The sequence below is a fragment of the Frankia sp. R43 genome, assembly GCF_001306465.1.
Classification (GTDB): Bacteria; Actinomycetota; Actinomycetes; order Frankiales; family Frankiaceae; genus Parafrankia; species Parafrankia irregularis.
The window spans coordinates 723,464-743,832 of sequence record NZ_LFCW01000005.1 but is presented as its reverse complement, the minus strand read 5'-3'; the positions used below and the strand labels follow the sequence as shown (position 1 = coordinate 743,832).

Annotated in this window: 21 protein-coding genes; 9 read left to right on the top strand and 12 right to left on the bottom strand. The window is 69.1% G+C overall.

The features are described from left to right. Nucleotides 1-37: 37 nt before the first annotated feature. A complete protein-coding gene (locus ACG83_RS23990) occupies nucleotides 38-427 on the bottom strand; it encodes a helix-turn-helix domain-containing protein (protein WP_054568439.1) in 390 nt (129 codons plus the stop codon). Nucleotides 428-568: 141 nt separating this feature from the next. Here ACG83_RS23990 and ACG83_RS23985 point away from each other — a divergent pair, with 141 nt between their 5' ends. Together ACG83_RS23985 and ACG83_RS23980 are read left to right on the top strand one after the other, a co-directional pair. Then, nucleotides 569-1,408, top strand: coding sequence for an NAD(P)H-binding protein (locus ACG83_RS23985; RefSeq protein ID WP_054568622.1), 840 nt, complete (start codon nucleotides 569-571; stop codon nucleotides 1,406-1,408). Nucleotides 1,409-1,544: 136 nt separating this feature from the next. Next, nucleotides 1,545-3,059, top strand: coding sequence for a DUF11 domain-containing protein (locus ACG83_RS23980; RefSeq protein WP_083473492.1), 1,515 nt, complete (start codon nucleotides 1,545-1,547; stop codon nucleotides 3,057-3,059). 164 nt (nucleotides 3,060-3,223) lie between these two features. Here the strand turns inward: ACG83_RS23980 and ACG83_RS45485 are convergent, their stop codons facing one another. After that, entirely contained in the window at nucleotides 3,224-3,955 is a 732-nt protein-coding gene (locus ACG83_RS45485; RefSeq protein ID WP_054568438.1) for a hypothetical protein, read from the bottom strand. Nucleotides 3,956-4,564: 609 nt separating this feature from the next. On the opposite strand from ACG83_RS45485, the gene ACG83_RS23970 reads away from it, so the two are divergent. Next, nucleotides 4,565-5,821 (top strand): glycosyltransferase family 4 protein, encoded by a 1,257-nt coding sequence (locus tag ACG83_RS23970; RefSeq protein WP_235498127.1) that lies wholly within the window; start codon nucleotides 4,565-4,567, stop codon nucleotides 5,819-5,821. Between the two features lie 79 nt (nucleotides 5,822-5,900). Here the strand turns inward: ACG83_RS23970 and ACG83_RS23965 are convergent, their stop codons facing one another. Continuing rightward, on the bottom strand, nucleotides 5,901-6,734 hold the full coding sequence (locus ACG83_RS23965) for a PIG-L deacetylase family protein (protein ID WP_054568437.1): 834 nt from the start codon (nucleotides 6,732-6,734) through the stop codon (nucleotides 5,901-5,903). A gap of 9 nt (nucleotides 6,735-6,743) precedes the next feature. Next, nucleotides 6,744-7,058, bottom strand: a complete 315-nt coding sequence (locus ACG83_RS46900) for a winged helix-turn-helix transcriptional regulator (protein ID WP_076826207.1) — start codon at nucleotides 7,056-7,058, stop codon at nucleotides 6,744-6,746. A gap of 359 nt (nucleotides 7,059-7,417) precedes the next feature. Between ACG83_RS46900 and ACG83_RS23955 the strand changes: the two genes are divergently transcribed. Then, entirely contained in the window at nucleotides 7,418-8,728 is a 1,311-nt protein-coding gene (locus tag ACG83_RS23955; RefSeq protein WP_152991499.1) for a hypothetical protein, read from the top strand. A gap of 248 nt (nucleotides 8,729-8,976) precedes the next feature. On the opposite strand, the gene ACG83_RS23950 is transcribed toward ACG83_RS23955, so the two are convergent. Both ACG83_RS23950 and ACG83_RS23945 read right to left on the bottom strand, forming a co-directional pair. Next, a complete protein-coding gene (locus tag ACG83_RS23950) occupies nucleotides 8,977-9,672 on the bottom strand; it encodes a class I SAM-dependent methyltransferase (protein WP_054568434.1) in 696 nt (231 codons plus the stop codon). Nucleotides 9,673-9,702: 30 nt separating this feature from the next. Beyond that, nucleotides 9,703-10,260: a hypothetical protein gene (locus tag ACG83_RS23945; RefSeq protein WP_054568433.1), complete on the bottom strand. Its 558-nt coding sequence runs from the start codon at nucleotides 10,258-10,260 to the stop codon at nucleotides 9,703-9,705. 96 nt (nucleotides 10,261-10,356) lie between these two features. Between ACG83_RS23945 and ACG83_RS23940 the strand changes: the two genes are divergently transcribed. Further along, nucleotides 10,357-10,794, top strand: coding sequence for a MarR family transcriptional regulator (locus tag ACG83_RS23940; protein WP_054568432.1), 438 nt, complete (start codon nucleotides 10,357-10,359; stop codon nucleotides 10,792-10,794). A gap of 61 nt (nucleotides 10,795-10,855) precedes the next feature. Here the strand turns inward: ACG83_RS23940 and rox are convergent, their stop codons facing one another. Both rox and ACG83_RS23930 read right to left on the bottom strand, forming a co-directional pair. Then, nucleotides 10,856-12,310 (bottom strand): rifampin monooxygenase, encoded by a 1,455-nt coding sequence (gene rox, locus ACG83_RS23935; protein ID WP_054568619.1) that lies wholly within the window; start codon nucleotides 12,308-12,310, stop codon nucleotides 10,856-10,858. Nucleotides 12,311-12,451: 141 nt separating this feature from the next. Then, a complete protein-coding gene (locus tag ACG83_RS23930) occupies nucleotides 12,452-13,372 on the bottom strand; it encodes a TetR/AcrR family transcriptional regulator (protein WP_054568431.1) in 921 nt (306 codons plus the stop codon). Between the two features lie 67 nt (nucleotides 13,373-13,439). Here ACG83_RS23930 and ACG83_RS23925 point away from each other — a divergent pair, with 67 nt between their 5' ends. Together ACG83_RS23925 and ACG83_RS23920 are read left to right on the top strand one after the other, a co-directional pair. Next, nucleotides 13,440-14,429: an ATP-binding cassette domain-containing protein gene (locus ACG83_RS23925; protein ID WP_054568430.1), complete on the top strand. Its 990-nt coding sequence runs from the start codon at nucleotides 13,440-13,442 to the stop codon at nucleotides 14,427-14,429. Continuing rightward, nucleotides 14,426-15,205, top strand: a complete 780-nt coding sequence (locus ACG83_RS23920) for an ABC transporter permease (RefSeq protein ID WP_054568429.1) — start codon at nucleotides 14,426-14,428, stop codon at nucleotides 15,203-15,205. Before ACG83_RS23925 ends, ACG83_RS23920 begins: the two co-directional genes overlap by 4 nt. Before the next feature lie 10 nt (nucleotides 15,206-15,215). Here the strand turns inward: ACG83_RS23920 and ACG83_RS23915 are convergent, their stop codons facing one another. The 3 genes from ACG83_RS23915 to ACG83_RS23905 all read right to left on the bottom strand — a co-directional run bounded on the left by ACG83_RS23915 (nucleotide 15,216) and on the right by ACG83_RS23905 (nucleotide 16,701). After that, nucleotides 15,216-15,476 carry a hypothetical protein gene (locus tag ACG83_RS23915; RefSeq protein ID WP_200931362.1) on the bottom strand — a complete coding sequence of 87 codons (261 nt, stop codon included), beginning with the start codon at nucleotides 15,474-15,476 and terminating at the stop codon, nucleotides 15,216-15,218. 24 nt (nucleotides 15,477-15,500) lie between these two features. Beyond that, the gene (locus ACG83_RS23910; RefSeq protein WP_054568427.1) at nucleotides 15,501-16,124 is read right to left on the bottom strand and encodes a hypothetical protein; all 624 of its coding nucleotides are present in this window, start codon (nucleotides 16,122-16,124) and stop codon (nucleotides 15,501-15,503) included. Nucleotides 16,125-16,245: 121 nt separating this feature from the next. Further along, nucleotides 16,246-16,701, bottom strand: a complete 456-nt coding sequence (locus ACG83_RS23905; protein WP_158230747.1) for a MerR family transcriptional regulator — start codon at nucleotides 16,699-16,701, stop codon at nucleotides 16,246-16,248. Nucleotides 16,702-16,839: 138 nt separating this feature from the next. Here ACG83_RS23905 and ACG83_RS23900 point away from each other — a divergent pair, with 138 nt between their 5' ends. Beyond that, nucleotides 16,840-18,186: an MFS transporter gene (locus tag ACG83_RS23900; protein ID WP_054568425.1), complete on the top strand. Its 1,347-nt coding sequence runs from the start codon at nucleotides 16,840-16,842 to the stop codon at nucleotides 18,184-18,186. Here the strand turns inward: ACG83_RS23900 and ACG83_RS46895 are convergent. Further along, on the bottom strand, nucleotides 18,149-18,442 hold the full coding sequence (locus ACG83_RS46895) for a hypothetical protein (protein ID WP_054568424.1): 294 nt from the start codon (nucleotides 18,440-18,442) through the stop codon (nucleotides 18,149-18,151). The genes ACG83_RS23900 and ACG83_RS46895 overlap by 38 nt on opposite strands. Nucleotides 18,443-18,496: 54 nt before the next feature. On the opposite strand from ACG83_RS46895, the gene ACG83_RS23890 reads away from it, so the two are divergent. Further along, the gene (locus tag ACG83_RS23890; RefSeq protein WP_054568423.1) at nucleotides 18,497-20,353 is read left to right on the top strand and encodes a penicillin-binding transpeptidase domain-containing protein; all 1,857 of its coding nucleotides are present in this window, start codon (nucleotides 18,497-18,499) and stop codon (nucleotides 20,351-20,353) included. The last annotated feature ends 16 nt before the right edge of the window (nucleotides 20,354-20,369 follow it).

Here is a 20,369-nt window from a genome sequence, read left to right as displayed (position 1 = left end):
TGAACGCCATCCGGGGAACTCGGCGACGGTTCAACTGTCAGGACGACGCCGATCGGGCGTCATAGTCACGGCGGGAAAGCTCGACCCCGTCGAGGTTGGCGTTCGCCCATTCGGCGAGATGTGCGAACAGCGGGGCGAGGCTGAGCCCGAGGTCGCTGATCTCGTACTCGACCCGAGGGGGGACCTCGGGGTGATATGTGCGGATGACCATCCCGTCGCGCTCAAGCTGGCGGAGCCGCTGGGTCAGCACCTTCGGCGTGATCGAGGTTATGCGCCGTTCCAGCTCGACGAATCGTTGCCGGCCATGCTGGTGGAGCGTCCAGAGGATCGGCGTGGTCCACCGGCTGAACACGATCTCCACCACCGGGCTGATGGCACAGGCGCTCTCGGGGTCGGTCGTGGAGTCCGCCGACAGGGTCCTGAGCATCTGGTTCCCCTCTGGGTAGTCACTTTCTTCTAGGTACCTACTGTACCGGTGCTGTTAGCGTTCGACGTGCGGCTGATCGGCCGCGATGTTCGCGTCGCCTGGGGCGTGAACAATGCAACCGACCCCACCTTGGAGAATTACGTGATCGTGATTATGGGGGCGACCGGTAACGTGGGCCGCACGCTCGTACATGAACTCGTCGCCGCCGGTGAGAAGGTGACGGCCGTTTCCCGCGGCGTCTCCGCCGGGCACACAGTTGACGGGGTGCGATACGAGCGCGCGGATCTCGCGGTTCCGGAGAGCCTGCGGCCCGCGCTCGACGGCGCCACCGCGCTGTTCCTTCTGGTGTCCGGGGCCGGCGCGCACCTCAGCCCGCGGGGCATCCTCGACGTCGCGACGGCCAGTGGAGTCACCCGAACCGTGCTGCTTTCCTCGCAGGCTGCCGCAACCCGACCGGAATCACCGTCCCATGCGCCTCTGCGCGTGCTCGAGAACGCCGTCCGCGAGTCGGGCACGGACTGGACGATCCTTCGACCGGGCGGGTTCGCCTCCAACGCCTATGCGTGGGCTGAATCGGTTCGCCTGCACCGGACCGTCGCGGCGCCATTCGGTGACGTCGCTCTTCCGATCGTCGACCCGGACGACATCGCGGCGGTCGCCGCGGCCTGCCTGCGGGACGCCGACCACGCCGGTCGGACCTATGTGCTGACCGGGCCCGAACTCAGCACGCCCCGGCAGCGGGCCGAGGCGATCGGCGCTGTGCTTGACGAGCCGGTGCGTTTCATCGAGCAGAGCCGTGACGAGGCCCGTGGGCTGATGCTGGGATTCATGCCCGAGCCTGTGGTCGACGGCACCCTCGCCATCCTCGGTGAACCGACCCCGCAGGAGCGACGGGTGAGCCCTGACATCGAGCTGGTCCTCGGTCGTGCGCCCCGCACCTTCGCCGACTGGATCGAGCGCCACGTCGCCGCCTTCAGATAAACGGCGCGCGTCCAGCCATGCCCCCGGCCCACCCTGCCTGGTGCTGAGTCATTCTCGACTCAGTCAGATTCGGGTGCGGTTAGATTCGGGTGCGATCCGACTCCGGATCTTTCCGTTACACCATGGGGGGAAAGCTGTGGGGATACGTGCTGCGCTCGGTCGGTTGGGGCGGCCCGGCCGAGCCAGACTGGGAGTCGCGCTGACGGCCGCGGCGTTGGTTGGGCCGCTGCTGACCACCGGCACCGCCCAGGCGGCGACGGTCAACCCGGGAAGCCTCAAGCAGATCAACAAGAAAGCCGTCGCCGGAGCTCAGGGCGTCGCGCTCGGCTGGACCTACCGAGCCCAGAAGCCGACGGCTCCCGGCACGATCACCATCGCGGTCCCAGCCGGTTTCTCCGCGCCGCAGTCGACCGCGCAGTCAGCGCCGGGCTACCTCAGCGCCATCTCGGGGTGCGCCCAGTTCCAGGTGGTCGGGACCACCGCCCAACCTGATGGATCGAACGTGATCGCGGTCGCGGCGAACTGCGCCGACGGGCAGACCGCGACCCTCTCCTACGGGAACGTCACCGTGCCGACCACACCAGGCACCTTCGCCTTCCCCGCCACCTTCATTCCGACCGGCGCGACGGCGATTCCCTTCGCCGACCCCGGCACCGTCACCGTTTCCGCCGGGGCGCCGGCCAGCCTGACGATCAGCCCAGCCACGTCGACGATCATCCCCGGTGCGACTCAGGCCTACACGGTGCGGGGATTCGACGCCTTCGGTAACGAGGTGTCCCTCGACCCGGACGGATCAAGGTTCAGCATCAGCCCGAACGGAAGCTGCACAGGCGCTGCCTGCACCGCGACCACCCCGGGGACGCACACCGTAACCGTGAAGAACAAGGGCCTCGCCACGACGGCGATCCTCACCGTGGGCGCGGCCCCGGCCGAGGCCGACCTCGCCGTCACCGAGTCGGTCAATGTCACCTCGCCGGTCTACTACGACGACGTGATCTTCACGACGACGGTGACGAACGGCAGTGCCACGACGACGGCACATGGCGTGACCGCCGCGGTCGCGGTCCCGGCCTGGCTTGTCGCCCCGTCGGCCAGCCCGTCCGGGACGACCACGTTCGCCTCGTCGACCGGCGTCTGGACCATCGGCGACCTGGCGCCGGGCGCGCAGGCCACCCTCACCGTGTCCGGGTCCGCCGGTGACGTCGCACTCGGCGCCCAGACCCTGACCGCCACCGTCTCGGCCACCACACCGGATCCGGAGACGGCCAACAACACCGCCTCGGCGACCGCGACCTCCCAGCAGCTGCCGGCCACCGTCGTCGTCGCACCGGACCCGAACAACCCCCCGTTCCTGGACATCAGCGCTCCCGGCACGGCCAGCTGGACGTTCGGGGTGGTCAACAACTTCAACCCGGCCGCGCCGGCGCCGACCGAAGGGTCGCTCAGCTGGACGTGCTCCACGGCCAGCTTCAATCCGTGCCCGTCCGCAACGGCCGTGGAAACGGCGAATACCCTCGTGCTGACGTTCACCGTCAATGACTTCGCCGTCGACGAGTACAACATTCAGGTGATGTACGACCCCGGCCCCACCGCCAACTACGCGGCGGCTGTCGGCAGTCTCTATTTCGGCACCACCAACAGCGGCGGCTGACGGACCCGCCTATGCCCGGCGGGCCGCGATACCGGCCTGCCGGGCACCGGCATCAGGGCAGCCGCGAACCTGGAACCGTGATCGGACGCATCCGGCCAACGTCGACTTGATGAGCCTGGTGGCGATGCCGCCCGGAGCCAGGCAGCGGCATCGGGCCGGAGGCGCTAGGGCGTTCCGGGCGGGGTCGGTGGTGCGGGCGGGGTCGGTGGTGCGGGCGGGGTCGGTGGTGCGGGCGGGGCTGGTGGTGCGGGTGGCGCGGGTGGTTGCGGAGGGGCCGGCGATCTCGTGGCCAGCTCGGCTTCGATGCCGGGCAGCCAGAACGCCACTTCGAGAGTTTTGAGGGCAGCCCAGCGGGACAGTTCATGCCCGGCCCGCGTCGCGCCGACGAATCCCGCGAGGAAAGCCGCCACGGCGAACGCCGCCAAACCCCGTTCGTGGCTGGCAACCAGCTCGACCACGGCGACGCCCGCTGACAGGAGCATTGCGATCCCGGCGTTGCGCAACGCTATTCCGCTGGCTCGCAGCCGGCTTATTTCCACCGCCGAGTCGGCCGCTTTGACCTCGATGGCCGCGAAGACGAGCGCCTGGTCGACCCGGACGAACGCCATCGACCGGGCGGCGGGAAAGCGATCGAGAAACTCGGCGCGAGCATCGCGCCCCTGGCCCAGCCACCGCGGCATCCGCCGCCCCAGGAACCGGCGCGGGGCGTATGTCAGATGGCCGAGCAGGTAGCTGGCGATGATCCCGCCCGCGATCAGCACGGTGGAGTTGAGGTCGCCGACCTGCCCGAGATCGATCCACGACGCCCGGTCCAGGACGTACAGCAGCAGCACCAGGTACAGCGAGCCGGGAACGGAGTAGGCGAAGATATCGAAGACGCCGAGGCTTAGATTCACGCTCTCCTCTGTCCGGTCGGTCGGGTCCCACCCGGCTCGGGCAGAGCCGCGGTGCGCGCGTGGTCGTTGACAGCGCGCGCCGCGCGGTGCCGTCGGCTTTCCATGAGTGATTCCGGCCCACAGCATTCGGCCTGGACCGCGCAGAGGGAGATCGTCTGAGTCCCCTTTCGTTCCGGCAGCGCCTGTCCATCCTTTCCGGTGGACAGCCGGGATGCACGCGGTCGACCAGGCGACCTCGGCGAGCTGTGGAACGGGCGGGTGCCGACCTGCGGAAGTGCCTGCTCAGAGCCGGCGAGGCCGGTGGTGCCACCAGCAGCGGGTGCTGGCGCGCCCAGCCGATGGAGTCGGATCGCCGAAGCTGACGGTGGCGCGGTCGAGGCGTCGGCCAGACGCGAGCGGGGACCGGCCCCAGGAAGTCCATTCAGCGACCGTGCCAGGTGATCCTTTTTTCATGGAAATCCCGGGCGGATGGCTACCCGACGGGTTTGTGTGGATGCGGAAACGCGCTTTTCGACTCGACTCTCTCGTAAGGGTACCGGCACTGTTGTCCGACTCGCCGAAAGCCGTCTGATATACACGGAATTCTCACGTGTAATGGGGGTGTTGACGGTGACGGCGCCTGTGACCGGCGGTAGCCTGAAGGTCTTGTTTCTGTGTGAACAGTACCCGCCGATCGTATGGGACGGCGCCGGCATCTACACCGCTGTAATTGCGGGGGCGCTTGCCGCGCTCGGCCACGAGGTGCATGTTCTGTGCGCGCAGGGACACCGGATCGTGGACGAGATTCACGACGGGGTGCGGGTTCATCGCCGTCCGCTACTGCGCGTTCCCGTCACGCGCATGCTGGGCCGCTACGGCCGGGTGATCGCGGGCCGTCACCACCCTCGGGACTCGCTCAGCCTGCGCGCGAGCCTCGCCGCGTCCTACGCGTTCTGGCTGCGCCGGCTGGGTCTGCGGCCCGACGTCATCGAGACTCAGGACGGCGACAGCCGCGGGCTGATCCGCATCCTGGGCCACAGCCATCCGCTGGTGATCCACCTGCACTGCCCGACGATGCTGCCGCCCCGACTGTCGGGCGAGAAGCTGTCCTGGAAGGGACGGGTCGCCGATCGCGTCGACCGGGCTGTCGTGGCGTGGGCCGACGCCGTCACGGCCCCGTCGGAGCTGATGGTCACCACGCTGCGGGAGCTCGGCTGGCTCACGGACCGGCCGGTGGAGATCATCCCGAATCCCTTTGACGCGACCTGCTGGCGCTCGGTCGCTCCGCCGCGGGACACCGAACCGGTCATCGCCGTCGTCGGGCGCATCGAACGGGAGAAGGGCGTCAACATCCTGCTCGACGCCGTCGCCAAGCTGCGCGCGGACGGTCTGGAGGCTCAGATCGTGCTCGCCGGAACGTCCGCGGGGTTGATCGGTGGCGTCCCGACCCGTGCATGGCTGGCCCGCCGGGCCGAGCAGCTCGACGTACCGTGCACGTTCGCCGGACACGTCCCGCTCTCCGACCTGGCCGAGATCTATGGCAGGGCACGGGTCGTCGCGGTTCCGAGCCGCTTCGAGAGCATGTCCATGGCTGCGATCGAGGCGATGGCCAGCGGTCGCCCGGTCGTCGCCACCGCCCGGACCGGGATCGCCCCCTATCTGGAACGTCACGGCGCGGGCGCGGTCGTGCCGCCGGACGACCCCGAGGCACTGGCCGCCGCGCTGCGTCCGCTGCTGGTCGATCCGGAACTCGCCGTGACGGTGGGTGCCCGCGGCCGCGCGGCGGTGGCCGACTTCGAGCCGCGAGCCGTCGCGATGCGCCGCGAGCGGGTCTATCGCCAGGCCATCTCCCGTTTCGAGACCCGCCGCGGAACAAGCTCGCGATAAATCCGTGACAAGCCCGCGATGAGTCCGCTCACCGGCGGAGATGTGAACGGCCCGCCGCCCGCGCCGAGTTTCCGGCGGGTCAGGCCAGATGGTCGAGAGCGCCGACTTCCAGGTAGATCTCGACGGGGGAGCGGGTGCTGGCCGCAAGCAGGGAGGCAGGCAACGTGGGGGCGTTACCTGCCTCGTCCGGCGTCGTCTGGCTGACGTGCTCGGCGAGCGCGGCGAGCTGGCGCTCCCGGTAGCCGCGAGCGTCGACCAGCAGTGGCCTGACCTCGCGAACCCGGTCAACGGGGTCGCCGAACACCCGCCGCGGTGACCAGCCCTCGGTGCCGTAGCCCCGGGTCCAGGGCCAGTGGGTCCACAGCCACACCCCGTACTCCAGAACCTGACCGGTGTAGCCGGTCATGGCAGCGGCCCGGCGAGCGGCCGCGCCGCTGGCGTTGTGGTCGGGGTGCCCCTCGCAGGAAACCGGGATGAGCATCTGCTCCGGCTGGCATGCCTCCAGCAGCTCGGCGAGCCGCGCGCTCACCTCGTCGACCCGGTCGGAGACTCCGCCGTCGGGAAAATCCAGGAAGTGCAGCTGCTCCGCGTCGACGCCGAGCCGCCCGCCGGCCTGGCGGGCCTCCTCCCGCCTGATCGCCGCGAGCTCCGCCGAGCTGACACCCGAGCGAGGCGCCGCCGCGCCGTCACTCACCATGGCTATGTGCACCGGCCTGCCGGCGTCCCGCTTGCGCAGGATCGACACCCCGCAGCCGAGCGTCTCGTCATCGGGATGCGGGGCGACGACCAGGGCCGATGTCCGGGCCATCCGGGCCGTGAGATCCACACCGCGGCGTGCCCAGGCCCACCGGAAGCCGCGACGGAACGGCAGCAGCAACTCGTCCCGGCCCAGAAAGGTCGCCGCATCCGCCACGGCGTCACCCTACCCGCGGCTTTCGCCCGTCAGCGGGAGCCGACGCACCGGGCCGGAGGTGCTATGGCGTTCCGGGTGGGTCCGGTGGTGCGGGTGGTTGCGGAGGGGCAGGCGGACCCGGACGAACGCCCACCGCAGGAGGGAGCGGCCCGACTCGGAGAGCCTGTACTCCACGTGCGGAGGCGTGGGTTCGGCGATCCCGACGCGTTCCAACTCCCGCATCCGTTGAGTTGGCATCTTCCCGGTCGTGTCGGGTATCAGGCGACGGATCCGAGCGAAGCATGCTGGCGGTGTCGGAAACTGATCGTGTCGAATTCCGGACACTCAGGTGATTATGGCCAGTGTGTCAAATTCGCGGGGAGTCGGGTGTCCGGTTCGGACGGTGAATCAACCGAAATCGTCCGCACCCCGACCGGGTTGGCGTGGCGCTCGACGCCGGCTAGGTTTCCAGTCAATCGGTCAGTCAGTGACGCGTGGGATCCTGGGATCCTACGTCGTTGGTTTGGTGGCCGAAGTGCAGGAAGTCTCGGCAGGCGCCGCGACATGGTCGGGTCGTCGAAGTGGGTTGGATTATCTATGGTTACCCCCGACGGTACCGCGTGCCGAGTCTTCATCTGGAGATCAGGGTAGAGCTCCCGGTACACGACAACAGATCTGATACCTTCGTTCGATAGGAATGATCAATGACCACGATGGGTACGCGAAACAGATTCGATGCACCGCGCCCCACTCCCGGCGGGGAGCGCGAAATGCTACAGGCGCACCCCGATCAGAAAACCTGGAACGCGGCACTGTCGTGTTTCGACGACGGTTACGGCAGCGCTGCCGCGATCCGGGAGGTCTGGAGCGAAGCACCCCCGCCCGGCGACATCGTGCCGGTGGCCACGGCCATCGGAGCGATCTACGCCGACACGTACTGGGCGGGCACGCGGTTTGACATTTCAAAACTGGCCACTGATCTGAGGGCCGCTACTGGTGTGAGCCAGCCGGACTGCGACGCGGCGGCGCGGCGCGCCTTTCAGAAATGGCGTGGCTTGTTCGTCCGGGCCAACCTGAGCGACGACACCAGCATTCCGAAGGCTGGCTCACTCACCGCCAGCCCGGACGTGGTCATAAACGGCCAGGTCGATTTGTCGGTGAAAGAGATCATCAAGCGGTGGGACACTTTCGTGTGGACACCCGAGGTCGGGTACAAGAACTACACCTATGGTCGGGCTCAGAGTCAGAACTTCTTGGTACCCATCGCGAAGCCGATCCTGAGAATGTACTACAGCGATGCCGGTTTCACGCCGCCGCCCTCGACCTGGGTTCAGATGTTCACCTACGACGGCACGAGTGGCACCTCCGAGATGAAGACCGCGGACGGAGGGACGAAGGCTGAGCCGGGTACTCGTGTCGCCGCCAGCTCCGCTTTCGCTTTCGAGCCGCCGGGTTCCGGTCACTACTGCCTGATCACTGTGGTCGGCAGTGAGTTCTTCGCGAACAGCCCGCTCGAGCAGACGGGCAACTGGTCGTCCGCTGAATGGATTCAGTATAACGGTGCCGCGGGCTGGCACAATGTGGACAAGACGGTCTCGAGTCACGAGACACTCAAGTTCTACAATCAGGACTCGCGGCCTGAGCGGTTCGTGTTCGAAGCCCACTGCACTCGGTTGCCGGTCGGTACTCGCCTGTCGCTGGAGTCGTCCGACAGCGGTCTGATCAGCCCGGCCTCCAGTGGATTCGTTGAGATCACGGCGGAGTATCAGGTCGTGAAGGTTGAAACGGAGCTGCCGCCGAACTTCGCCGGTACGCTGAACATCCGCTATAAGACCCCTGATAACGGGCTCCTTCCCGAAGGTTCCGCGATCGACGTGCGGCAGGGCTGGATCATCTCGAAGAACCATGATCGGCACCTTGACGCCGCGAACCTGGTGGGTCGCGTCGAAGACCACATCCTGGGTCGGCCGCTGACCGTCCCGATGGGCAACTTCACCTTCCTGGGTACTCGGTGACATCGAGCCACCGCGCCAGATGATCTCCTCGCTGGCGGATCGGAACAGGGCGAACGAGCGAGTACCCAGCTTCGCCTGGATGAGACGTCGGCGAATCACGATCAGGGAGACGCGAACTGCCCGCGGACGCAAGGGGTGCCTCCGCGGGCAGGCTTGCGCCCGGCTGGCGGCGCGCGAGTGTCCGCAGCCGGGCTCGGCGGCACGCGGGCCGTGTCGGCGCGGACTCCGTCCGGCGATCCGGACCCGGGCTATGCCGGAAGTGACCGGCTGGCATCGGCCTTACGCAGGACTACCTCGAGGCTGATGCCCTCGGCGCGGATCGTCGCGCCGCCGAACACGCTGGCCGTGGCCAGCTCCTCGAACCGGTCCGGCGTGTAGGCGCGGCGCCGCAGCCCGCGCAGCGTCCGTCTCGTCATGGCCCCGCTGATCCGGTTCAGGCGCATCGACGCCACCTCGCGGTTGATGTCGGTCGCCGTGGCCAGATGGTTCATGTCCTCGATGACCGCCGTGCCGTCGGGGCGCAGGACGCGGTGGATCTCGTCGAGCGCCTTCCCGGGGCGGGTGAAGTTCTTGAACGCGGCCTGGCAGACGATCAGGTCGAAGCTGTCCGCCGGGAAGGGTATCTCGGCCGCGTCGCCGTGCCGGACGTCGACGCGGACACCCGCCGCGGCGGCCTGCTCGGTGACGATGCCCACGAACGTCCGGCTGATGTCGAGCGCGCTCACCGAGTACCGGCCCAGGCGCGCGATCTCGATGGCCAGGAAGCCGGGCCCGGGGGCGAGCTCCAGAACGGCCGCACCGTCGACCAGGCCTTCGGTGAGCGCGGCGGCCTGCTTCCGGTAGGCGTCACGCTGGGGCCCGGTCCCGCGCAGGCGCGTGTACCAGCGCGCAATCGGGCCCTCCATGGTCAGCCCGCCGAATCTCTCCCGTCGGCTGTCCTTCATCAGGTCGTCTCCTGTATCGGTCGGCCTGAGTTACCGGCGCGGGTCGGTGTTGGCGGTGTCGGTGGTGTTGGTGGAAGTGGTGGAGGCGGTGGCTGTGGCGGCGGTGGAGAAGCTGGCGGCGGGATCGGCGACCGTCGGCTGGTGCCCGGCTCGCCGCGAGGCCCGCGCATCGGCCAGGAACTCGCGGGTGAACATCGCTGACAGGACGGCGGCTCCGCTTCGGCGGACCCGGATCTCTCCCCGGTCGACCCGGCCGGTGAGGCGGATCGTCCGCCCGGCGAGCGCGCCGCGGCCACAGGCGTCCTTGACCCGGCCTCGATGGGTGAAACGCAGACCCCACTGGTCGACGAGGGCGTCGTCGGGCACCAGCAGCTTGAGCACCGAGCGGTCCAGATCGACCCGGACCTCGACATCACCGGCGGGGATGCCGGGGGAGCGCAGGTCGAGCAGGGCGCCGCCCCGGCGGGCGCGGACCTCGAAGATCCGGGCGGTGGTCCAGTGGCCAAGCCTGCGCACGGTGGCCTCGAACGCCTGGACGCGGACCGGTGCGTCGACCGCGTTGACCGCGTCGACGGTGAGGTTTGCCATCGTGGACCCCCTAGGGTGAAGGCAGTGGTCGCTGGCCGAGCATCTCGGTTGAACGAGTATCTCGGTTAAACGAGATACTAGGAGGGGCGAGAGAGTTTGTCGAACGACGATGGCCGCGCCCGGATGGAGGCCGACGTCCTCGCCGCGGTCGTCCGCATGATCGCGGGGGCGGTCCTCTACAGCCACGAGGTGGCGGAGAAGATCGGGCTCGGCCCGAGCGACACGCAGTTCCTGACCCTCCTCGAGGTGCACGGACCGCTGACGCCAGGGCGCTTGGCCGACCTGAGCGGCCTGCGGACCGGCACGGTCACCGGAGTGCTCGACCGCCTCGAGCGTGCCGGCTACGTCCGCCGGGAGCGTTCCACCGAGGACCGGCGGAAGGTCATCGTGTCCCGCGTCGAGGAGCGGATCGCCACGGACATGGGTGCGTTCTACGGTTCCAAGGGTGCCGGTCTGATGGGGCTGCTCGGCCGCTACGACGACGCCGAGCTGGCGATCGTGGCCGACTTCGTCACCCGCCTCGCCCAGCCCTGAGCGGGAGCCCGCGAGCGACTTCGCCGGGTGGGATGGCCCGGTGAAGTCGCTCGGGATTCTGCTAGGAACCCGCGTCGGCGCCGAACCACCTGGCCAGCGCGACCCCGAGCATCCGCTGATCCTCGCCGACCCACGCGACGTGCCCGTCCGGCCGAAGCAGCACCGCCGGCACGTCCAGCTCTTCGCTGATGTCGACGACGTGGTCGACCCGGTCGGCCCAGCCGCCCACCGAAAGCCGCCCCGTCTGATCGAGCAGCAGCCCGCTGCCGGTGCGCATCAGCTCGAACAGGCGCCCATGCCTGAGCTGGACGTCGCGCAGTCGCCGCCCGAGCAGGGCGTGGCCCGCACCAAAGTCGTATCGGATGCTGATAGCCGTGATCTTCTCGATCAGGAAACGGTTGACGTCGTCGAAGTCCATCAGCTGCGCCACCAACCGCCGAACCGCCTGCGGCCCGGGTTCGTTGATCGTCAGCTGCATCTGTGCACGGGTGTTGTTCAGCACGTCGGCGGCCACCGGGTGCCGCTCGGACTCGTAGCTGTCGAGCAGGTCGTCCGCCGCCCATCCATTGATTTCCGCCGCCAGCTTCCAACCCAGATTGAACGAGTCCTGGATCCCGAGATTGAGCCCCTGCCCACCCATCGGCGGGTGGATGTGCGCGGCGTCCCCGGCCAGAAACACCCGTCCGACCCGGTAGCGCTCGGCCTGGCGGGTCGCGTCGCCGAAGCGCGACAGCGAGCGGGGGGAGTGCACGCCGAAGTCGGTGCCGGCGTACCTGCGCAGCTGTTGCCTGAACTCCTCGAACGTCGGCGGCACCGAACGGTCTTCGGCCACGCCCTGCGCCGGCACGACCGCGCGGAACACCCCCGGCTTGCCCGACGGCCCGATCCCGAACCGCTTCTCGGTCCTGCGCACCTCGGTCATCACTGCGGCGATGTCATCCGGGGACGCTGTCACCTCCATCTCGCCCAGCAGCGTGTCGATTCTCGACGGCTCGCCGGGGAACCCGACCCCGAGCAGTTTCCGAACCGTGCTGCGCCCGCCGTCGCAGCCGACGGCAAACCGTGCCCGCAACGGCATTGCAGTCCCCTTTTCAAGGTGGACGGCCACGCCGTCGTCGTCCTGCTCCAGCCCGACCACTGAACACCCGCGCCGGATCTCGGCTCCGACTTCGGCCGCGTGCTCGGCGAGCAGCCGGTCGGTGAGCGTCTGCGGAATGCCGAGCACGTATCCGTGTGCGGTGTCCAGTCCGGTGGGAGCGGGCTTTTCGATGCCCGCGAAGAATCCCCGGACGCCGCCGGGAATCATCGGGTACTGCGTGCCGTTCTCGAGGAACCGCTCCAACAGCCCCCGCTGGTCCAGCACCTCGATACTGCGCGCGTGCAGGCCGAGCGACCGGACGAACGGCGGTGGCTCGGCATCCTTCTCCAGCACGAGCACCTTGACGCCCTGCAGGCGCAGTTCGCTCGCCAGCATCATTCCGGTCGGCCCGCCGCCGACGATGATCACATCAAACATGTACACCCCCACCGTGTGCCGACTCCCTGTTGGCGAATGACCCGCTGGCGCTGCTGATCGGGATGGTGCTGGACCGGCGAGTATCGGAAAGTACGAGTGGGATGGGACTATCCGTGTCGATCTGACACCCGCACCGGATCGTCAGGGCGTCGGGCCGTCGGAGTGTCGGGCGCCGGGCGTCCCCGTGCCACCGGATGTCCGATGGGGCCGGTTGTCGTGGGTTCGGTCGATGAGAGCGGCGATGCCGTCGAGGATCCGGTCCACGCCGAAGAGGAACTCCTCGGTCTCCTCGAAACCCGCCGGGTCGCCGCCGATCTCACCCGCCCAGGCGATGCGGTGCAGCCGCGGATAGGTCTGCGCGTCGACGAGCTCGCGCAGCAACGCCTCGAAGCCCCAGACAGGCGGCGGGCCGCCCCTGTCCGACCCCGCCGCCGCGTCGGCCCCGGCACCAGGCCCAGCCGCAGCCCCAGCTCCAGCGCCGGCCGCAGCCGCAGCTCCAGCCCCAGCGCCGGGTGCGACGGCCGCCCGGGCGGCGTCGTGGGCCATTCGGGCCTCGCTGAGCGTGTACGAACTGAGCAGGCCGATCACGCGGAGCTTGTCGGTGTCGGACAGGCCGGTGTCGTCGAGGGTCTCCAACCCCTTTTCGACGAAGGTCAGCGAGTTCGGTGCAACCGGGGGCGCGGCCATCGGCATCTGGGTGATCCAGGGATGGAGGTCGATCATCTGGCGCTGGAAGATCGCCCAGGCCCGCAGCCGGGTCCGCCAATCGTCGCCCTCCAGGACGAGGCCTTCGGCGCCCAGGGCGCTGGCGTTCCACATCATCTGGAGCAGTTCGTCCTTGGTGGCCACGTGCCGGTACAGCGACATCGTCGTGTAGCCGAGCTCCTTCGCGACGCGGGCCATCGACACCGCGGCCAGGCCCTCGGCGTCGGCGATCCGGGTCGCCGTCGCCACGATCGCGTCTACCGATAGCCCCGGTCGCGGCCCGCGCTGACCACGTTCGCGGCGGCCCCAGAGCAGGTCGAGGCCCGGCGGTAGCGGCGGTGACTTCTCGCTGGCCATCGGCCTCCCTCCTCGATCGCGAGGATACGACTTGACGTGAACTGTGTATCACGCATACCTTTTGTGTATGCCATACACAGTAGCTGCGGACGGGATCCGCAAGTCCTATGGCGGCCGGGTCGTGCTCGACGGCGTCGACCTGGCCATCGAGCAGGGTTCCGTCTTCGCGCTTCTCGGTCCGAACGGGGCCGGCAAGACGACGATGGTGCGGATCCTGGCCACCCTCGTCGCCCCCGACGCGGGAACGGCCGTGATCGCCGGCTGTGATCTGCTCCGCGACCCGATCGGAGTCAAGAGCGCGATCAGCCTGACCGGTCAGTACGCCGCGATCGACGATCTGCTGACCGGCCGGGAGAACCTCGAGATGATGGCGCGGCTGCGCCACCTGCCGAGGCGCGAGGTCCGGCCCCGGGTCGACGAGCTGCTGGCGGAGTTCGACCTGGTCGACGCCCAAGACCGCCGGGTGAAGACATACTCCGGCGGGATGCGCCGGCGCCTCGACCTGGCGGCAGGCATGGTCAGGCGGCCCGTCCTGGCGTTCCTCGACGAGCCGACGACCGGGCTCGACCCCCGCAGCCGCGAGCAGCTCTGGGAGACGGTCCGCCGCCTGGTCGACGAGGGCGTCACCATCCTGCTCACCACCCAGTACCTCGAGGAGGCCGACCGGCTCGCCGACACGGTCGCCCTGCTCACCGCCGGCCGGATCGTGGCCCAGGGCACCCCGGAAGAGCTCAAGTCGAGCCTGGGCGCGGAGGTCGCCCGACTGCACTTCGCCGACCCGGCTGACTACCGCGTCGCGCTCGGCCACCTGGAATCGACCCACTCGGAAGGGGCCCGCGCGGAGGTGGCCCGCGCGGACGAGGCGCTGCGCGTCATCGACGTCGTCACGGACGGCTCGGCGGCCCAGGTCCACGCGCTGCTCGGCGGCATCGCCGCCGTCGGGGTCCCCGCGGCCCGGGTGTCCACCCATCGCCCGAGTCTCGATGACGTCTTCATGTCCCTGACCGCCGACGATGCGCCGTCCGCGCCGCAGCCCCGATCGGAGATCGTTCGATGAGCCTCGCCTACGCCGTGACCGACTCGCGAATCATGGTCGCTCGCTGCCTGCGGCGGTCGCTGCGCGACCCGGAGGCGTTCTTCACCGCCCTGATGCTGCCGATCGTGCTGATGCTGTTGTTCGTCTATGTGTTCGGCGGTGCGCTGAACACCGGCGGCAGGTACGTCGACTACGTCGTACCCGGCCTGATTGTGCTGTGCGCCGGGTTCGGGGCGGGGACGACGGCGGTGTCCCTGGCCACCGACATGACCAACGGCATCGTGGACCGGTTCCGTTCGATGCCGATCAGTGGGCCGTCAATCCTCATCGGCCAGATCGTGGCCAGCCTGGCCCGGAACCTGATCGCGACCGCTCTGGTGATCGGGGTCGGGCTCGGGATCGGCTGGCGCCCCACCACGTCCGGGCTGAGATGGCTCGCGGCCGTCGCGATGATCATTTTCTTTGTCTTCGCGCTGTCGTGGCTGGCCGCCGCGGTCGGTCTGCTCGCCGGCGGGCCCGAGGCGGCGAACTCGTTCACCTTCGTGCTGATGTTCATCCCGTATGTCAGCACGGCTTTCGTCCCAGCCGGCACAATGCCGACCGTGCTTCGCGGCTTCGCGGAGCACCAGCCGTTCACGCCGATCATCGAGACGATGCGCGGGCTGTGGATGGGGCAGACCTCGACCGGCGTGGAGCTCGGCCACGAGGCGTGGGTCGCGATCGCCTACTGCCTGGGCATCCTCGTAGTCTCCTACGCCTGCGCGTCCTGGCTGTTCCGCCACCGCACCGCGGCGTGACGCCCAGCCGTCATCGACCTGCGCGGTTGGTTGCCTCGAAGGTCCAGACCCCGGTGCCCGCGGTGGGGGACTGGCCCACCTTGTAGTCGGCATGCACGGCGACCGTGGTGAGGCCAGCCTCCTGGAGGAGATCGTCGAACTCGTCGAGGTCCCAGATCTGGAGGGTGAACGGCTCCAGCTCGGCCTGCACCAGGCGGCCGTCACGCCACAGCTCGTACCGGCACCAGCTGGTCTGGCGCCTCGGCCATGCCTCTCCCTTTCGGACGCGCACGCGTTGGGTTGCCAGGTCAGGGTGCTAGCAGGATGTCGGTGAGCGCATCAGCGTATCGATTGACGAGCCGGTATCGGAGGTATACGCGTTGTCGTGAGCCGGGCGCCCTTCCTCCCAGGCCGCCAGCAGGCGCAATGTCGCGGCGGACTCGGCATCGGCGGGCAGATATTTGATCATGTTCTGCTGGTCGCCGGAGAGTCCGAGCGTCTCGAAGCGCAGCGTCAGTGGGCCGACGACGGGGTGGCGGAACGCCTTGATGCCGTGCGCCTTTGCGTGGACCTCGTGCTGGGCCCAGAACGCGCGGAACTCCGAACTCGTCCGTGACAGATTGTCGACCAGCTCGGTCGTCGCGCGGTCGGCGTTCGCGGCGCTGGCCACGCGGAGAATAGCCACGGCGTCGCCGGCGACTCGCGGCCAGTCGAGGTAGAGCCGTCTGGTCGCCGGATCGACGAACAGCAACCAGACGGTGTTGCGGTGCTCGGGCGGCAGTACCGCGAAGTCACAGATCAGCGCCGCGGCGAGCCGGTTCCACGCCAGGATGTCGAGGCGGGCGTTGACGACCCGCTCGACGGGCCGATCGTTCGCCGAGGACCTCGTCCACATCTGGACGTTCGGCTCGGACGGCCTCGTCACCAGGCTCCAGGACATCCAGGACTCCGCCGGAGTCGCCGCCGCCCTTCGGCCCTGACCCGGGGACGCGTCATCACGAGACCGGAGTTGTTCTCCGCGACGTCACGGCCGTAGTGCGTCCGCTTGGCCCGCCTGACCTTTACTGCCTCGTCGGCGGGTCAGGCGCGGCCTCGCCGAGGACGAGGGCCTCGAAATGGCGACAACCATCGGGCGGGGCATCGCTGTGGTGGGACAGGATATGTTCCAGCAGTTCGCTGGCACCGAGCAGCTTCTCGGCCTGTGTGCGTAGCTGATCGATGCGGCCTGCGACAAGCTGGGACCAGTCGCGGGTGGCCGCCGGGCCGGCGAGAATGTCGCCGATTTCTTCGAGGCTCAGCAGGCCGGACCGTTGCCAGTAGCGAATGATCGCGAGTTGGCGGATCTCGCCTGGCCCGTACCAGCGCCGGCCGGCATGGCGAGATCGGGGCGCGATCAGCTTTCTTTCCTCGTAGTAGCGGATGGTTGACGCCCGTATCCCGAGCAGGCGAGCCACCGCGTCGATGGGGATCAGGTCCGGCTGGGGAGCGCCCGTCGGATGCAAGGTTGCTCTACTCACGGTCGAACTCCTGCGCCTGCGTGGTCTTGCGTTCAAGCCGGCTTGAACCGACAGGATCAACAGCTGCCATCGTCGCACGCGGTCCGGGTCCTACCGATGCCGCTGCCGACGGTGCGGGCGAAAGGACGTGACGAGCGCATGGATCCGACCCCCCAGGAGCCGCGCCAGCGCCAGTCCGGGCTGGCACGGCGTCTCATGGTCGACCTCACACCGCTACGCGGCTCGTCCGACCTTCGAGCGCTGGTCATCGGGCAGACGGCGTCGGTCGTGGGAAGCCAGCTGACTGCGGTGGCAGTTCCCTACCAGGTCTACCAACTGGCCCATTCCTCGCTGGACGTCGGCCTGGTCTCGCTGGCAGTGCTCGGGCCACTGCTCGCGGGATCGTTGCTCGGCGGGTCGGTGGTCGACAGCGTGGACCGTCGACGGCTTCTGGTCGGCCTGGAACTTCTGATGGCGCTAATCAGCATCGGTCTCGCTGTCAATGCCTGGGCCGGGCCGGCGCTGTGGCCGCTGTTCGTCGGCCCGGCGCTGATCGGCGGCCTGGGCACGAGTGAGGACGCGGCGCTGAGTGCGGTGCTACCCGCCGTGGTGCACCGCACGGAGGTGGCTGCCGCCAACGCCTTGCTGCAGGCCGTCTTCCAGTTCGGACTGGTGGTGGGGCCGGCTGGGGCGGGCCTGCTGCTGGCCACGGCGGGGCCTGGCGCAGTTTTCCTGATCGACGCGGCGACCTTCCTTGTCGCGGCGGTGGCCACTCTCCTGATCACCCCGCAGAAACCCGCGAGTGGCAGCCGTCCGCCAGGGTTTCGCTCGATTGCGGAGGGGCTGCGTTTCGTCCGTGGCCGCGAGGACCTTCAGGGAGTCTTTCTCATCGATCTGAACGCCACCGTGTTCGGCCTGCCTCGCGCGCTGTTTCCCGCACTTGCCACCGGCGTTTTCGGTGGCGGCGCCACGACCCTCGGGCTGCTTTACGCCGCGCCAGGACTGGGTGCTCTGGCGGGTGCGCTGTCGAGCGGATGGGTTGGCCGGATCGAACGCCAGGGGCGCGCCGTTATCCTCGCCGTTCTCGCGTGGGGGCTGGCAATCACCGGGTTCGGTCTCGTTCGGCTGCTTCCCGCCGCACTGCTCCTGCTGGCGATCGCAGGCTGTGCTGATGTGGTGTCCGCCGTTCTGCGCGGCACCATTGTCCAGCTGTCCGCGCCTGCGGTCCTGCGCGGTCGCCTCGCAGGTTTGCAGATCGCCGTGGTCACGGGCGGACCGCGGCTGGGTGATCTCGAATCCGGTGCGGTGGCGGGCGTCGTCGGCGCCACCGGGTCGGTTGTCCTCGGTGGTGTCCTCTGCCTGGCCGGCACAATGGCGCTTGTGCAGGCGCTCCCAGGTTTCCGCCAGCAGAAACAGGACCCTGCGGAGGCCCGCATGGCCGGCTACCGCACGGGCAGCGGCCGGCCGGTCAGTCGGGCGCCGCGTCGACATCGGTCGAGTGGCTGACGGCTTCCCAGACGTCGAGGTCGGCCCGGCGCCGGTCCTGGGCGGCCCGAATCGACTCGACCGCATCCGTGCCCAGGGCAAGATGCATCGGCGCGGCCGGCGCGTCGAGGGCGGCGACGATCGCGCCGCCCCCACCGGCCTTCGACGCCCTGCGCCAGGTAGTCCACGACGTCGCCCGCACGACCGACCTGGCCGCCGCCGGCTGAGCGCCGCCCTTCCCGGCGGCACGCCCCCCGCGGGGCCAGGTCAGGCACATCGGGCTCGTGTCGACCTTTGACGGTATGTATCGCTACCCGTAACGTTGCGCAGCATGGACCCGTGGACTTCGGATCCGGTCGAAGACCTTTCAGGGGCAGACACGGGATACGAGTCGGAGAACTCGGCCCACTCGGACGCGGAGTACGACACGGCGGCGGAGTACGACACGGCGAACGAGTGGCAGGACCGTCCCCCCTCGAACACAGGGCGTGGGCGGGAGGAGGCAGCTGGCCCGGCCGGGCGCCACGGGCGCCGAAGGCCGTGGAAGTTCGTCGCGCTCGTGACGACCGTGGCCGCGGTCCTCGCGGTCGGCGTCACCGCGACCATCGTGGACGTGGTCGCGCCAGGCAGGAAGAGCCATCCCGTCATCGGGTTCGTGCCGACGGGGGCCTCCCCTGAGCAGGACGGTGAGCAGATCACCACCGCGTTCCTGAGTGCGTGGGCGGCCGGCAGGCTCGAGCAGGCAGCCAGCTACACCGACAGCCCGCAGGCCGCCGAGGAGGCCTTCGCCGCCTACCGCGAGGGCCTCCATCTCAGGACATTGAGCGGCTCGTCCGCCGGCGCCACCAGGCTGGCCGGAAACGCGACGTCCGAGGCCACGCCGACGCCGCGGGTCAAGGTCGCCTTCGCGGTGAACGCCCTGGTCGCAGCCCCGGTAGGCACCGGGATGATCAGCGGTACCTGGAGCTACCACTCGTCGCTGGTCGCCTACCAGAAGCCGGACTCGCCGGCGTGGTCCATCGCGTGGGCACCAGACGTCCTCGCGCCGAACCTCACCGCTGCCACACACCCCGCCGCCGTCCCGCTGGCTCCGACGGCCACGTCCGTCGTCGACTCCAGCGGCAACAGCCTCACCTCATATCAGGACGCGGGCCTGAACACGATCGCGGGAATCCTGAAGTCCAGCCCACCCGAGGACCTGGGGCAACCGGGACTCGCCGTCGAGATCCAGTCCGCCGCCGGTACACCGGTCAGGGGCACCCAGACAGTGATCTCCGCGCCGGTGGCCGCCACCCTTGCCACCACCATCAGCGCCGGGGCGGAGCAGGCCGCGCGTGGTGCCGTCGCGGAGCATCCGGACAGTTCCCTCGTCGCCATCCAGCCGTCGACCGGCCACATCCTGGCCATCGCCAACAACGCCGGCTACAACGACTTCGCGCTCACCGCGGCGGTGGCACCAGGCTCGACCGGAAAGATCATCTCTGCGGCGGCGCTGATCAGCCACGGGGTCGTCACCGCGAACACCCCGGTCGCCTGCCCAGCCGTCTACACGGTGCAGGGCATCAGCTACCACAACGACAAGGGCGAGTCCCAGCCGGCGTCGACGACTTTCTCCCGCAACTTCGCCCAGTCCTGCAACAACGCGTTCAGCCAGTGGTGGCAGCAGGAGAGCAACGGCCGCCTCGCCTCGGTCGCCAAGGAGTACTTCGGCCTCAACCAACCCTGGGACATCGGTCTCGGCCGGCCCGCGACCTACTACAACCAGCCGGCGACCGCCAGCGGCTCCGAACTGGCCCAGAACATGTTCGGCCAGGGCCACATCACCGCGTCTCCGCTCGCGATGGCCTCAGTGGCGGCCACCGTCGCGGACGGGACCTTCAAGCAGCCCATCCTGCTGCCCGGAGCCTCGCAGATCGCCGCGACACCCCTGCCCGCCGGCGTCGACTCGCAGCTGAAAACCATGATGCGCGAGGTGGTCGCCGAGGGCACGGCCGCCGGGCTCGGTTTCGGCCCGACCGTCCACGCCAAGACAGGGACCTCGGACGTCGACAACCAGGAACAGCCCAACAGCTGGTTCGTGGCCTTCGACCCAGCCCGGGACGTCGCCGTCGCCTGCCTCGTCCTCAACGCCGGATACGGCGCCCAGTTCGCCGCCCCGGAAGTTCTGCACTTCCTGTCCAGCTTTTAGGTACTGAGCAAGCAGG

What these genes read in the sequence shown, in the direction of transcription:
- ACG83_RS23925 (WP_054568430.1), top strand. Translation starts at nt 13,440, where the DNA reads ATGCCATACACAGTAGCTGCGGACGGGATCCGCAAGTCCTATGGCGGC.
- ACG83_RS23900 (WP_054568425.1), top strand. Translation starts at nt 16,840, where the DNA reads ATGGATCCGACCCCCCAGGAGCCGCGCCAGCGCCAGTCCGGGCTGGCA.
- ACG83_RS23930 (WP_054568431.1), bottom strand. Translation starts at nt 13,372, where the DNA reads ATGGCCAGCGAGAAGTCACCGCCGCTACCGCCGGGCCTCGACCTGCTC.
- ACG83_RS23955 (WP_152991499.1), top strand. Translation starts at nt 7,418, where the DNA reads ATGACCACGATGGGTACGCGAAACAGATTCGATGCACCGCGCCCCACT.
- ACG83_RS23920 (WP_054568429.1), top strand. Translation starts at nt 14,426, where the DNA reads ATGAGCCTCGCCTACGCCGTGACCGACTCGCGAATCATGGTCGCTCGC.
- ACG83_RS23910 (WP_054568427.1), bottom strand. Translation starts at nt 16,124, where the DNA reads ATGTCCTGGAGCCTGGTGACGAGGCCGTCCGAGCCGAACGTCCAGATG.
- ACG83_RS23990 (WP_054568439.1), bottom strand. Translation starts at nt 427, where the DNA reads ATGCTCAGGACCCTGTCGGCGGACTCCACGACCGACCCCGAGAGCGCC.
- ACG83_RS23945 (WP_054568433.1), bottom strand. Translation starts at nt 10,260, where the DNA reads ATGGCAAACCTCACCGTCGACGCGGTCAACGCGGTCGACGCACCGGTC.
- rox (WP_054568619.1), bottom strand. Translation starts at nt 12,310, where the DNA reads ATGTTTGATGTGATCATCGTCGGCGGCGGGCCGACCGGAATGATGCTG.
- ACG83_RS46895 (WP_054568424.1), bottom strand. Translation starts at nt 18,442, where the DNA reads ATGTGCCTGACCTGGCCCCGCGGGGGGCGTGCCGCCGGGAAGGGCGGC.
- ACG83_RS23950 (WP_054568434.1), bottom strand. Translation starts at nt 9,672, where the DNA reads ATGAAGGACAGCCGACGGGAGAGATTCGGCGGGCTGACCATGGAGGGC.
- ACG83_RS23890 (WP_054568423.1), top strand. Translation starts at nt 18,497, where the DNA reads ATGGACCCGTGGACTTCGGATCCGGTCGAAGACCTTTCAGGGGCAGAC.